14 protein-coding genes are annotated in these 12,875 nt (G+C 70.6%); 12 read left to right on the plus strand and 2 right to left on the minus strand.

Going from position 1 to position 12,875, the window contains the following annotated elements:
- Positions 1-340: 340 nt before the first annotated feature.
- The 7 genes from VM889_02130 (at position 341) to VM889_02160 (ending at position 8,207) form a co-directional block, all read left to right on the plus strand.
- Positions 341-2,545 carry an elongation factor EF-2 gene (locus VM889_02130; protein HVL47335.1) on the plus strand — a complete coding sequence of 735 codons (2,205 nt, stop codon included), beginning with the start codon at positions 341-343 and terminating at the stop codon, positions 2,543-2,545.
- A gap of 234 nt (positions 2,546-2,779) precedes the next feature.
- Positions 2,780-3,337 carry an MEDS domain-containing protein gene (locus VM889_02135; GenBank protein ID HVL47336.1) on the plus strand — a complete coding sequence of 186 codons (558 nt, stop codon included), beginning with the start codon at positions 2,780-2,782 and terminating at the stop codon, positions 3,335-3,337.
- A 49-nt stretch (positions 3,338-3,386) separates the two neighbouring features.
- A complete protein-coding gene (gene purM / locus VM889_02140; protein HVL47337.1) occupies positions 3,387-4,439 on the plus strand; it encodes a phosphoribosylformylglycinamidine cyclo-ligase in 1,053 nt (350 codons plus the stop codon).
- A gap of 146 nt (positions 4,440-4,585) precedes the next feature.
- Entirely contained in the window at positions 4,586-5,467 is an 882-nt protein-coding gene (locus VM889_02145) for a transketolase (GenBank protein ID HVL47338.1), read from the plus strand.
- The gene (locus tag VM889_02150) at positions 5,467-6,417 is read left to right on the plus strand and encodes a transketolase C-terminal domain-containing protein (protein HVL47339.1); all 951 of its coding nucleotides are present in this window, start codon (positions 5,467-5,469) and stop codon (positions 6,415-6,417) included. Before VM889_02145 ends, VM889_02150 begins: the two co-directional genes overlap by 1 nt.
- A 78-nt stretch (positions 6,418-6,495) precedes the next feature.
- Positions 6,496-6,954: a hypothetical protein gene (locus tag VM889_02155; GenBank protein HVL47340.1), complete on the plus strand. Its 459-nt coding sequence runs from the start codon at positions 6,496-6,498 to the stop codon at positions 6,952-6,954.
- Entirely contained in the window at positions 6,951-8,207 is a 1,257-nt protein-coding gene (locus tag VM889_02160; protein ID HVL47341.1) for a VTT domain-containing protein, read from the plus strand. The genes VM889_02155 and VM889_02160 overlap by 4 nt, the downstream gene beginning before the upstream one ends.
- Here VM889_02160 and VM889_02165 read toward each other — a convergent pair whose 3' ends face one another.
- Positions 8,208-8,402, minus strand: a complete 195-nt coding sequence (locus VM889_02165; protein HVL47342.1) for a hypothetical protein — start codon at positions 8,400-8,402, stop codon at positions 8,208-8,210.
- A 139-nt stretch (positions 8,403-8,541) separates the two neighbouring features.
- Between VM889_02165 and VM889_02170 the strand changes: the two genes are divergently transcribed.
- Genes VM889_02170 through VM889_02190 form a run of 5 tightly spaced genes read left to right on the plus strand, consistent with a single transcriptional unit; the run spans position 8,542 to position 11,568 of the window.
- Entirely contained in the window at positions 8,542-9,219 is a 678-nt protein-coding gene (locus VM889_02170; protein HVL47343.1) for a hypothetical protein, read from the plus strand.
- Positions 9,220-9,257: 38 nt separating this feature from the next.
- Entirely contained in the window at positions 9,258-9,935 is a 678-nt protein-coding gene (locus tag VM889_02175; protein HVL47344.1) for a molybdenum cofactor biosynthesis protein MoaE, read from the plus strand.
- Complete coding sequence (gene moaC / locus VM889_02180) at positions 9,932-10,486, plus strand: cyclic pyranopterin monophosphate synthase MoaC (GenBank protein ID HVL47345.1); 555 nt, start codon at positions 9,932-9,934, stop codon at positions 10,484-10,486. Before VM889_02175 ends, moaC begins: the two co-directional genes overlap by 4 nt.
- Positions 10,483-11,001 carry a molybdenum cofactor biosynthesis protein B gene (locus VM889_02185; GenBank protein ID HVL47346.1) on the plus strand — a complete coding sequence of 173 codons (519 nt, stop codon included), beginning with the start codon at positions 10,483-10,485 and terminating at the stop codon, positions 10,999-11,001. Before moaC ends, VM889_02185 begins: the two co-directional genes overlap by 4 nt.
- A 54-nt stretch (positions 11,002-11,055) precedes the next feature.
- Complete coding sequence (locus VM889_02190) at positions 11,056-11,568, plus strand: hypothetical protein (protein ID HVL47347.1); 513 nt, start codon at positions 11,056-11,058, stop codon at positions 11,566-11,568.
- On the opposite strand, the gene VM889_02195 is transcribed toward VM889_02190, so the two are convergent.
- Positions 11,558-12,875: FKBP-type peptidyl-prolyl cis-trans isomerase (locus VM889_02195; GenBank protein ID HVL47348.1), on the minus strand; the 1,318-nt coding region annotated here is incomplete at its 5' end. The two genes, VM889_02190 and VM889_02195, sit on opposite strands and share 11 nt — an antisense overlap.

Consider the following 12,875-nt stretch of genomic DNA (forward strand, 5'->3'; position numbering starts at 1 on the left):
GCGCGCCCCGTCCCGGACCCGGTCCCGGACCCGACGCCCGGCGCCCGGTCCCGACGCCCGGCGCCCGGTCCCGACGCCCGGCGCCCGGTCCCGGACCCGCCACCCGGCACCCGGCTCCCGGTCCCGGTCCCGGCTCCCGAGGCCCGACACCCGGTCCCGACGCCCGACACCCGGCACCCGAAGCCCGGCGCCCGGTCCCGATGCCCGGCACTCGGTCCCGGTCCCGGCCCCGCCACCCGGCGATCCCCGCGCGCGGGCGCTCGGAATGGTTTTTATAGGGATTGGCCCTTCAACGCTCCGTCCCGGGGTCACCCCGGGCCCCTTCCAGAGAGGGAACTCCATGGGCCGAAAGGAAGACAACATCGCGAAGGCCCGCGACCTCATGCACAAGCCGGAGTACATCCGGAACATCGACATCGCGGCTCACATCGACCACGGCAAGACCACGCTCTCGGACAATCTCGTCGCGGGCGCGGGCATGATGTCGGAGGAGCTCGCGGGCAAGCAGCTCGTCATGGACTTCGACGAGCAGGAAGCGGCCCGCGGCATCACGATCAACGCGGCCTCGGCGTCGATGGTGCACACGATCGACGGCCAGGACTACCTCATCAACCTCATCGACACGCCCGGCCACGTCGACTTCGGCGGCGACGTCACGCGCGCGATGCGCGCGGTCGACGGCTGCGTCATCGTCGTCTGCGCCGTCGAGGGCCCGATGCCCCAGACGGAGACCGTCGTGCGCCAGGCGCTCCGCGAGAAGGTGAAGCCGATCCTCTTCATCAACAAGACGGACCGCCTCATCAACGAGCTCAAGCTCGGCCCGGTCGAGCTGCAGCAGCGCATCGCGAAGCACATCACCGAGGTCAACGGCCTCATCATGAAGATGGTGCCCCAGGAGTTCAAGGAGGCCTGGACGCTGCGTCCCGAGACGGGCAACGTCGTCATCGGCTCCGCGTACAACAACTGGGCCATCTCGGTCCCGTGGATGAAGAAGACGGGCCTCACGTTCAAGGACGTCATCGATCACTGCAACGCGGGCGACCAGAAGGGCCTCGCGAAGAAGGCGCCGCTCCACCGCGTGCTCCTCAACGCGTCCATCACGCACCACCCGGCGCCGCACGTCGCGCAGAAGTACCGCATCCCCCACATCTGGAAGGGCGACCTCGAGAGCGAGGTCGGCAAGGCGATGGTCAACTGCGACGAGAACGGGCCGCTCACGCTGATGGTCACGAAGATCATCATCGACCCGCACGCGGGCGAAATCGCGTTCGGCCGCCTCTTCTCCGGCCGCGTCCAGAAGGGGCAGGACCTCTACGTCATGGGCCAGGCCGGCAAGAACCGCAGCCAGCAGGTCGCGGTCATGGTCGGCGCCGACCGCATCCCCGTGGACCAGGTCACGGCCGGCAATATCGCGGCCGTGCAGGGCCTGCGCGACGCGATCGCCGGTTCGACGGTCTCGACGTCCCCCGACATCGAGCCCTTCGAGCGCATCGTGCACGTGTCGGAGCCGGTCGTCACGGTCGCCGTCGAGGCCAAGCAGACGAAGGACCTCCCGAAGCTCGTCGAGGTTCTCCGCACGGTCGCCAAGGCCGACCCGTCGATCCAGGTCCAGATCAACCAGGAGACGGGCGAGAACCTCATGAGCGGCATGGGCGAGCTCCACCTCGAGATCACGGAGTACCGCATCCGCAACGACCACGGCGTGGACATCAAGACGTCCGCCCCGATCGTCGTGTACCGCGAGTGCGTCCTCGGCCGCACGCCGCAGCCCTTCGAGGGCAAGTCCCCGAACAAGCACAACAAGTTCTACGTCACGGCCGAGATCCTCGAGGATTCCCTCGTCCAGGCGATCAAGAACGGCGAGATCCCCGACTCGAACGGCAAGATCAAGGATGTCAAGGCCCTCGTTCCGAAGCTCGTCGAACTCGGATGGGACCGCGACTTCTCGAAGGGCCTCTTCGGCCTCGTGGGCACCAACGTCTTCGTCGACGTGACGAAGGGTATCCAGGGCATCCACGAGACGAAGGAACTCATCCTCGACGCCTTCAAGGAGGTCTGCGCCCGCGGACCCCGCGCGGGCGAGCCGATCCAGGCCGTCAAGTTCGTGCTCCACGACGCGAAGCTGCACGAGGACGCGGTCCACCGCGGCCCCGCGCAGGTCATCCCGGCCGTCCGCAACGCGTGCTACGGCGCGATGACGGTCGCCGGCACGACGCTCCTCGAGCCGATGCAGAAGGTCTACATCAGCGTCCCGCAGGACGTGATGGGCGGCGCGACGCGCGAGATGCAGCAGCGCCGCAGCGTCATCGAGGACATGGAGTCCGAAGGCGACATGGCGATCATCCACGCGAAGGCCCCCGTCGCCGCGATGTTCGGCTTCGCGGGCGCGATCCGCTCGGCCGCCCAGGGCCGCGTCCTGTGGTCCACGGAGAACGTCGGCTTCCAGGCCCTTCCCCGTGAACTCCTCGACAAGGTCACGGGCGAAATCCGCACGCGCAAGGGCCTCAAGCCCGAGCCGTACGGCGCGGACTACTACGCCGGCTGAGCCGGACCTGAAGTTCCGGGTTGCGCCCCGGGCGGGTCGGAAGACCCGCCCGGCGCGGAGCCGTCGGGCGCGGGGGGCGGCGAGCGCCCCATCCTTTTCCCCTCATTCACCCGTCCAGGTCCATTTTATATCAAAAATGCGAAGCGGCGGGATCGCCACATCCACCGCGCGCGGTGGAACCGTCATCCTCACGTTCGCCTGGAACCATGGGGGCTCCGCTTCGGGTGATGTAGGTTGACCACTCCACCAGGTCTCGCGGACGGACGGCGCCTGCGGCGGCACGACCATGCGGTCTTCGTTTACGGCTCCATGACCGAGCTTTCGAAAGCCCTGGGCGTATTCCTCAAGCGGGGCATCGACCGGCGCGAGGTCGCCGTCTTTGTCCACGCCTTCGAGGACGACGCGCGCGCCCGGGACTTCGCGCTGCGCAGCCACGCCGCCGCGGAACGCCTCGACGCGGAGAAGAGGCTCGTCGTCGCGCATCACGTCGACGCATTCGAGGCGAGGAAGGGCGCGATCGACTACACGCACGTCTCGGAAGTCGTGACTTCCCTCGACCGCATGGCGCAGGAAGGGGGCTGGGACGGCGTCCGCATCTTCGTGGACGCGAGCCGCGTGTACTTCGAGTCGGGCCGCGTGAAGGAGTGGTTCGCCTTCGAGACATGGCTTGGACCGACCCTCCACGCGTCGTGCGGCCTCATCTGCGCCTACCGAAAAGCGGACCTGGCGGATCCCGCGATGGTGCAGCGGGTGGCCGCCACGCACGCCTATCGCTACGGCGACGAGACGTGACGGGCGAACCTTTTTCCGGCGCGACGGGCGTCGCGGCCGCGTGACCCGGATGCCCTCCGAACCCTCGAAGCCGCTGACCTACGCCTCGGCCGGCGTGGACATCGTCGCGAAGGACGAGGCCGCGAAGCGCATCTCGGGCCTACTCTCCTTCGCGCGCCAGGGCGTCGGTCGCCCCCTCGGGGGCTCGGGCCACTTCGCGGGCATGGTCGAGTTCGGCGAGTACGCGCTCGTCCTCGCGACGGACGGCGTGGGCACGAAGCTCGAGGTCGCGAACGCGCTTCGCAAGTGGGACACGGTCGGCATCGACTGCATCGCGATGAACGTGAACGACGTCGTCTGCGTCGGCGCCGAGCCGCTCGCCTTCGTCGACTACCTCGCGGTCGAGAAAGCGGACCCGGACCTCGCGGCCGAGATCGCGAAGGGGCTCAACGAGGGCGCCCGTCGGGCGAACGTGAGCATCGTCGGCGGCGAGACCGCGGTCCTGCCGAGCCTCGTCAAGGGCTTCGACCTCGCGGGGACGTGCCTTGCGTACGTGAAGAAGGACCGCATCATCGGCGGGTCGCGCATCGCGCCCGGGGACGTCGTTGTGGGCGTCGCGTCGAGCGGCATCCACTCGAACGGCCTCACCCTCGCGCGCCGCGCGATCGCCGATGCCGGAATCGCGCTCTCGGACAAGGCGCCCGGCGGCGGGACGGTCGGGGAAGCCCTCCTCGAGCCGACCGCCATATACGTACGCGCCGTGCTCGAGATGCTCGAGGCGGTTCCCGACGTGCACGGCATCGCGCACATCACGGGCTCGGGGCTCCTGAACATCCCCCGCCTGCGCAAGGACGTCCGCTACGTGATCGACCGCCCGCTCGACGTGCCGCCGATCTTCGATCTCGTCGCGGAGGCGGGACGCGTCGAGGCCAACGAGATGCACCGCACGTTCAACATGGGCATGGGGCTCGCCGTCGTGCTGCCGGAGGCGGGCGCCGCGAAGGCCGTCGAGGCCCTCTCCCGGCACCACAAGGCCGCGGTCGTCGGCCGCGTCGAGGCGGGCACCGGCACGGCCGTGCCGTCGCGCGGCGTGGAGCTTCGGGGCGCCAAGGCGTCGTTCTGACCCCCGCGCCGGGGAACCTATTTATCCGCGCCCTGGCATGGGACGCGCGTCGAGGGCCGCCGCCGGCCCGCGGCGCGACGCCGGCCCGAGGGCCCGCGAAGCGGCCGCGGACGCGCCGACGCGCCGCCATCGCGGGTGGGAGAAACGTGACGGTCAGCGAGGAGCGCCTCCTCGAACTCGAGGAGATCGCGCTCAAGGTACGGAAGCTCGTCATCGAACAGGTCTATCACGCGGGATCCGGCCACCCGGGCGGGTCCTTGTCGTCGACGGACGTCCTCACGGCGCTCTACTGGGAGGTCATGCGCCACGATCCGCAGAACCCGAAGTGGGACCGTCGCGACCGGCTCGTCATGAGCAAGGGCCACTGCTGCCCGGCGCTCTACGCGTGTCTCGCGCTCCACGGCTACTTCCCGATGGAGGACCTCAAGACGCTCCGCAAGATCGATTCCCACCTGCAGGGCCACCCCGACATGAAGAAGACGCCCGGCGTGGAGTTCAACGGCGGAAGCGAGGGACAAGGGCTCTCCGGCGCCGTCGGCATGGCGCTCGCCTCGAAGCTCGACGGAACGAAGCACCGCGTGTACTGCATCGTCGGCGACGGCGAATGCCAGGCCGGCATGATCTGGGAGGCGGCCGCGAGCGCGAGCCACTTCCGGCTCGACAACCTCGTCGCGGTCCTCGACCGGAACGGTCTCCAGATCGACGGCCCGACGGAGGAGATCATGAGCATCGAGCCCATCGCCGAGCGCTGGCGCGCGTTCGGGTGGTACGTGATCGAGGTGAACGGCCACGACCTCAAGGAAATCCTCGAGGCGCTCGAGAAGGCGCGCCGCGTCACGGGCAAGCCCACGATGGTCATCGCGCACACGGTCAAGGGCAAGGGCGTCTCGTACATGGAAGGCACGCTCTCCTTCCACGGCAAGGCGCCGTCGCAGGACGAGTACGTGAAGGCCATGACCGAGCTCGACCTCGCAGGAAAGCGCCTTGCGGACCGCAAGGCCGCGGCGGCCCCGGCGGGGGTGGCGTGATGCCGCTCGCGCCCGACGTCGTCCCGAAGATGAACCTGCGGGACGCCTACTCGCACGCGCTCGCGGAGGTCGGCCGCGTGAACCCGAAGGTCGTCGTCCTCGACGCGGACCTCGCGCTCTCGACGAAGACGAAGCGCTTCGGCACGCTCTTCCCCGACCGCTTCTTCGACGTCGGCATCGCGGAGCTCAACCTCATGGGCGTCGCGGCCGGCCTTGCGGCCTCCGGCAAGATCGCCTTCGCGAGCACGTTCGCGACGTTCGCGGCCGGCCAGCCGTACAACGTCATCCGCCAGAGCATCGCGTACCCGAATCTCAACGTGAAGATCGTCGCGACGCACGCGGGCCTCTCCGTCGGCGGCGACGGAGCGACGCACCAGATGCTCGAGGACCTGAGCCTCATGCGAGGGCTGCCGAACTTCAAGGTCTTCGTGCCCGCGGACGCTCCGCAGATGGAGTCGATCATCAAGGCGATCGTCGAGGTCGAGGGTCCGTGCTACGTGCGCTGCGGTCGCGACGACTCCCCGATCCTCCCCGAGCAGCGGCCGGTCGAGGTCGGCAAGGCCATCGTGCTCCGACCCGGGGCGGACGTCACGCTCGTGGGGTGCGGCACGATGGTCTGGGAGACGCTCAAGGCCGCCGACAAGCTCGAAGCGGAGGGGTTCGACCCGCGCGTCATCCTCGTGCACACGATCAAGCCGCTCGACGAGGAGACCATCGTGAAGGCCGCGCGCGAGACGGCGGGCATCGTGACCGCCGAGGAGCACTCGGTCTACGGCGGCCTCGGATCGGCCGTCGCGGAGACCGTCGGCGAGCACCACCCGTGCCGCGTGAAGCGCATCGGCACGACGACGTTCGGCGAGTCGGGCGACGCGAAGGCGCTCATGGCGAAGTACGGCCTCACGGCGAAGGAGATCGCCGCGGCCGCGAAGGAGATCGTCGGCAAGCGCTGAGCCTCCGGGGGAGCGCCGTTCGGACGCGGGCGGCGCGCCAGCGATAGGGTTATCATCGCCCACGTCGGCTTGACGCCGATGCCCCGCGAGCGCGCCGTGCCCGTCGAATCCGTCGAGCCCGCGCCCTCCTCCGAAGAGCTGCGCGCCGAAGCCGCGCGCCGCCTCGTCGACGCCGCAAGCGGCGCGGCCGCCCGCGCCGCCACCGCGGCGCAGGATGCGCTCGACGAGGGGCTCGACGCCGCGCTCGAACTCGCGACCGTCTCGCTCCCGCGACTCGCCCGCCGCGTCTTCTACACGATCTTCGGGGTCGCCGCGTTCGCGCTCGGCCTCGGCCTCGTCGCGCTCTTCAACCGTCCGCTCTTCGAGCTCTACGCCGTCCCGATCGCGGGGATCCTCCTCGTTGCGCTCGGCGTCGGGCTGTTTGTTCTCGGGCTGCGGCTCTACGACGCGACGGCGACCTTGCGCGCGCTCGTCGCCCTCGCACGCCGCTGGCGCGCCCGGCGGGAGCGACGGGCTCGCGAGAGGAGCGAGCCATGACCGACGCGCCCGCGACGTCGGCCGCGGAGGCGGCGCGCACCCTCGTGCCGCGCGGTCCGGTGCCCGACGTCGCGGTGCGCTCGAGTGTCGAGCGCGGCCGCTCCACGGTGCCCGGCATCCAGCAGACGCCGTTCATGTGGCCCGACCTCGACGGAGGACCCCCGCCGCGTCGACGGGGACGGGGCGAAGGGGCTTACGCGATCTACCACGACACGGAGATCGGCAACGACCACCGCGTCACCTACATGACCGTGATCAGCGTGGACCCCGGCCCGGACGCGGACCACGTCCGCGACGACACGATCCACGTCGACGCGCGCCTCATGGTCGAGAAGCGGCTTTTCCTCGAACTCATCGACCGCGAGCGCGCGTTCACCGACCGCGTGACCTCGAAATGGCGCGCGGGGCTCGCGAAGAACCTCGCGATGCAGCGCACCGCCGTCGGCCACCTGCATCTCGCCTGGGTCATCGCCGTCCTCGCGGCCGTCATCCGGTTCGAGGCCCGCGTCGGCCACGCGCTCATCAACGTGTTCCGCGGCGTCATGCGCGGCGCCGTCGGGCTCCCGGACGCGCTCGCGACGCGCATCCAGCGCGCGCAGGGCCACCTCGGTACGCGGCTCGGCCGTCGCCTCCTCAGGAAGGGCATCTTCGAGCCCGTCGTGCTGAACACGGCCGAGAAGGGCGTCATGTTCTTCCTCGCGCTCGCGACGCTCGGCGCCATCGTCCTCTTCCTGAACACGCTCGTGACGCTCCTGACGCCCGAGAACGCGGGCGCCTACCGCAACCTGCTCACGGATGCGAGCCTCATGTTCCTCGGCGTGCTCTGGCTCCCCTACATCGTCGAGCCGGCGATCGCGCTCCGGGCCGCGAACGATGGCCCCGTGGCCGCCCTCGCGGGGCACCTCATCGGAAAGGCCATCGGCGTGTGGCTCCTCTATTTCGTCGGCGAATCGCTCTACGAGACCGTGAAGAAGGCCACGAAGGGGCGTCCGCGCGTCGCGAAGGCCGTTGCCTGGTCGCAGGCCAACGCCGACAAGCACGGCTTCGCCCTGCTCTTCCTCCTCAATTCGCTCCCGCTCATGCCCGACCTCCTCCTCTACGTCTTCGCCCTTTCGGGCATGCGGTACAAGACGTACATGGGCGGCATCATGGCGGGCACCCTCGTCAAGTTCGGCGCCATCGTGATCGGCGTCGAGATGGTGGGGCCCGACAAGGTCACGGCCTTCTTCGCGGACCCGTTCGGCGCCTTCTGATCAAAGGTCGCCGCGCGAGCGCAGGATGACGGCCGCCCCGACGAGCGCGAAGGCCCCCATGAGGAGATGGCGTCCATCCTCCTCGGAGAAGACGGGGGGCGCCTCGGCGGCGGCGACCACGCCGGTGAAGAGGGAAACGCCGACGGCGGCGAGCATCGCGAGCACGGTCACGACGAAGGCGGTCCCGGGGTTCACGGGGGGCCAAGCGTCCTCGCCCGCCACCTTCCCCCCGCGACCGTCGTCGCGACGCGGCCGAAACAGGCTTGAGGGGCGACCCGGGGCCCCGGGTTGTCGGTACGAACTCTCTATATAGGCATCGCCCTTTGGGCCGCGCGTGATCACCCTCGACGTCCTCGACTGGCTCGCGCGCCTCGACGACGCGCTCGAGAACCGGCTCACGTTCGCGGAGCGCAAGCTCGCGCGCCGCGAGGCGAAGAGCCTCATCGAGGACATGGCGTTCCGCTTCGGGATGTTCGAGGAGAGGCCCCTTCCGGACGACATCGATTACGCCCGCGCGCTCGAGGCGCTCAAGGACCCCCCGGCCGCCGCCGCGGCCTTCGTCGCCCGGAAGCCAGTCTACAAGGCGCGGGTCAGGCGCAAGCGCTTCACACGCATCGCCGTGCTCGCGCTCGTCGTCGTCGGAGGATGGGCTTTCGCCGATTTTGCGACGAGCGAGGTGGCGACCCCCCTCGTGAACATCGCCGACGGCGGCATCGATCCCATGACGAAATCGAACGAGACGACCTTCGTGGTGACGCCGGATTTCACGCGCGTCCGTTTCGACGCGAACGTCCGCGTCTTCAACGACGACGGCCTCGTCATCGTCACGGTCCGCGACCCCGACGGCCTCGTCGTCTGGACGCAGGACTTCTCGCGTCGCGGGACCGGCGTCGCGCATCGCAACATCCAGGGCGACGAGCTCAAGGCGGGCGAGTGGACCGTGCGGTACGAGTTCGGCGACGCCGCGGGTCACCTTCACGTCGAAGCGCACGGCGTCACGCCCCGGCGTTGACGAAGCCTTATCGGGGGGTCGTTCGCATACCCGGGACGATGTCGCGCGTCACCGTCCGCCTCTTCGCCGCGCCCCGGGAAGCCGTCGGAGCCCGCGAGGTCACCGTCGAGGTCGCTCCCGGCGCGCGCGTCGCGGACCTCCTCGACGCCGTCGTGAACCGGCACCCGGCCCTCGCGCCGTGGCGGCCCCACCTCCTCGTGAGCGTGAACCGCGCCTTCGCCCTCCCGACGTCGCCCGTCGCCGCGGGCGACGAGGTCGCCCTCATGCCCCCGGTCTCCGGCGGATCCGGTCTCCACGAGGGACCCTTCGACACGGACGCGGTCGTTCGCCGACTCGCGGCTGCGGGCGGCGGCGCCGTCGTGACGTTCACGGGGGTCGTCCGCCCGACCTCCGGAGACCGGCCCGGCGGGAGCGTGGTGCGCCTCGAGTTCGAGTCCTACGAGGCGATGGCGGAGGAGGCGCTCGCGGACGTCGCCTCGCGCGCCCGCGCGAAGTTCGGCGTTCTCGACGCGGTCGCGTACCACCGCGTCGGCGTCCTCGCGGTCGGCGAACCCATCGTGCTCGTCGCGGCCGCGGCCGCGCACCGGCGCGAGGCCTTCGAGGCCGCGCAATGGATGATGGAGGAGATCAAGAGCGTCGTCCCCATCTGGAAGCGCGAAATCGCGCCCGGAGGCGACGCGCGATGGGTCAGGGACCCCGTGGGAGGCGGCCCTTGACGGCGGATCCCTTCTTCGAGGGTCGTGCGCTCGCCGCGGCGAAGGCCAAACGGTTCGCGGAGCGCGACGCGCCCGCGAAGACGCCCCCCGCGCAGGAGGCCGCGCGCCCGATCGCGATGGCGGAGGTGGGCGCGAAACCGCACGTCCGCCGCGAGGCGACCGCGACCGGATTCCTCGCGCTTTCCGCCGCGAGCGTCCAGCGCATCCGCGCGGGCGCCGTCGACAAGGGCGACCCCCTCGCGGTCGCGCGCGTCGCGGCGGTCATGGCGGCCAAGCGCACGCCGGACCTCGTTCCGCTCTGCCACCCGATCCCGCTCACCGGCGTGGACGTGGACCTCGCCGTCGAGGACGCGGGGCTCCGCGCGACCGTGACCGTGCGCGCGGAATACCGCACCGGCGTCGAGATGGAAGCACTCGTTGCGGTCTCGGCCGCGCTCCTCTCCGCGTGGGACGTGATGAAGCCCCACGAGAAGGACGCGAAAGGACAATACCCGCAGACGTCGATCCGGGAGATCCGCGTCCTCGAGAAGCGGAAAGGTGACGCGTCGTGAGCCGAAGTGTCGAGGAGCACCGGAAGCACGCCGAAGGCCGCTCGGTCGCCTTCGCCGTCGTCACGGTGAGCGACTCTCGGAGCGCGACGACCGACGCCTCGGGGGACGCGATCGCGCGCCTCGCGGTCGAGAGCGGGCACGGCGTCGCGCGCCGGACGCTCGTTCGCGACGAGGCCGGGGACATCCGGGCCGCCGTCCTCGACGCGCTCGACGATCCCGCGGTCGAGGCCGTGGTCACGACGGGCGGCACCGGCATCGCGCCGCGCGACGTGACCCTCGAGGCCCTCCTCGACCTCTTCGAGAAGCGCCTTCCCGGCTTCGGCGAGATCTTCCGCATGCTCTCGTTCGAGTCGGTGGGGAGCGCCGCGACCCTCACGCGCGCGGAAGGCGGCATCGCGCGGGGGAAGGCGCTTTACGTGCTTCCGGGCTCCCCGGCCGCGGTCGACCTCGCGATGCGACGGCTCATCCTCCCCGAGATCGCGCACGTCGCCGACCTCCTCGCGCGGCGCGGCTGAGGATCCAACGCCGCCACCACAATCGCCATGGCCTGCCATCGCCGCTTGCGGGGCATGGCCCTCCGTCTCGTCGTCCCTCTCCTCCTCATGGGGCTTCCCGCGATCGTCGCCGCATCGGCTGCATGTGAGCCGGGAAACCCGCCCCTCGCGGACGCGGGTTGGGCCTATGTCGACCCGGACGGGGCCTGGATCGAGACGAACGGCGTGCCGGGCCTCCAGCGCGAGGAGGGCGCCTGCGGCCCCTCCGACACGCCGGTCGTCGCCGTCGCCCATCCGGTCGGCCTCGGGGACGGGTCCGTCGCGCGGTTCGCCTTCAACGGGACGCGCGTCGCGGCCGCCGCCGAGGTCGGGGGCGCGGGCCTGTGGAGGCTCCGGGTCGCGGTCGCGGATGCGGATGGAATGCGTTGCGAGGAAAGCGAGGAGCGAGCGCTCATCGGTTCCGCGCGCCTTCGCGCCGCATGCACCGGGCACGGCGCCGGCGGAGCGTGCGGCGTCGCGGTGCTCGAGCGGCGCGGGCTCGACCGGTGGGAGACCGTCGACGCCCGGGCGCGATGCCTCAGGCCTTGAGACCGAGGACCGTGACGTCGAAGGTGAGCGTCTCGCCGCCGAGCGGGCTCGGGTTCGGATAGGTCGCGACGATCGCGTCGTCGGACACCTCCGTCACGGTGAACTGGCGCGGCTGCTGGAACGGATTCGATCGGTCCGTCCACTGCGTCCCGATGGCGGGCGAGTGGCGGACGACGATCTCCGTGTCGGTGACCGAGACGACCTCGCTTGCGCCGGGCCAGCGGGCGTGGAAGGTGAACGGCTCGCCGAGGGCCTGGGTGGGCGTGACACGGAACTGGACCGCGGTGTCGTTCACGGAGACCACCTCGCTCGCGTTTTTCCAGGCCTCGTAGTCGGGGAGCGTGTAGCGCTCGCCGAGAGCGAACTGGAAGCGGTACGTCATCGACTCGCTCGTGATGTTGAGGACGACCAGATTGTATTCGGATCCCGTCGCGCGATCCGTGAAGCGGAAGGTGTCGCCCGCCTCGTAGTCCGAGGGGACGCCCTGCTTCGTCTCCGAGAGATGGCTCGCGAAGTCCCGGATCGGGATGGGGCCCTGCACGCGGAGCGGGACCTCGTAGATGCGGTCGAGCACCGTCTCGCGCGCCTCGCGCACGGGAACGGACTTGTTCCCGTAGCCGTCCGAGGGCGGGACGACGATCGTGCGCGTCTCGCCGACCTTCATGCCGACGACGCCCTTCCAGAAGCCCGGAACCGTCGTCGCGCCGCGACCCGTCGTGACGTCGAGCGGCTGGTACGCAGGCGAGGGGCGGAAGAGGCCGCTTTTCGGGATCGAGGAGATCGCGACGGCCTGGATGTTCGTGTCGAAGAGCGTCCCGTTCGCGAGGCGACCCGCGTACCACACGCGCGCCGTCTCGCCTTCGTCCACGCTCTCGACGCCCGCGCCCAGGATGCGCACGACGAAGCGCGCGGTCGCCTGGCGGGGCTTCTCGCCGTCCGTCGAGGCCGAGAGCACGACGAGGTGCTCGCCCGGCGCCGCGCCGGCGGGGATCGTGATGGGGAAGAACGCGCCCGTCGCGCCGGAAGCGGAGAGCGTCACGGGCGAGGAGGCCACGGCGAGCGTGTCCGAGGAGGCGACGCGGACGACGAGCGATTCGCCGCCGGTGGCCGTCGCCGAGAACGGGAGCGCGAGCGTCGACCCGGCGGTCGCGTTCAACCGACCGACGACGGGCGTGATGGAGACCGCGCGGAACCCTTCGGTTTCGGGCTCGAAGGCCTGGTACGCTCCGTACGTGGCCCCGCCCATGACGACGAGGAAGACGAGGAACGCGCCGAGGCGCAGGGCGAACGACCCGGCGCCGCGGGGG

It is taken from the genome of Candidatus Thermoplasmatota archaeon (assembly GCA_035540375.1).
GTDB lineage: Archaea > Thermoplasmatota > SW-10-69-26 > JACQPN01 > JAJPHT01 > DATLGO01.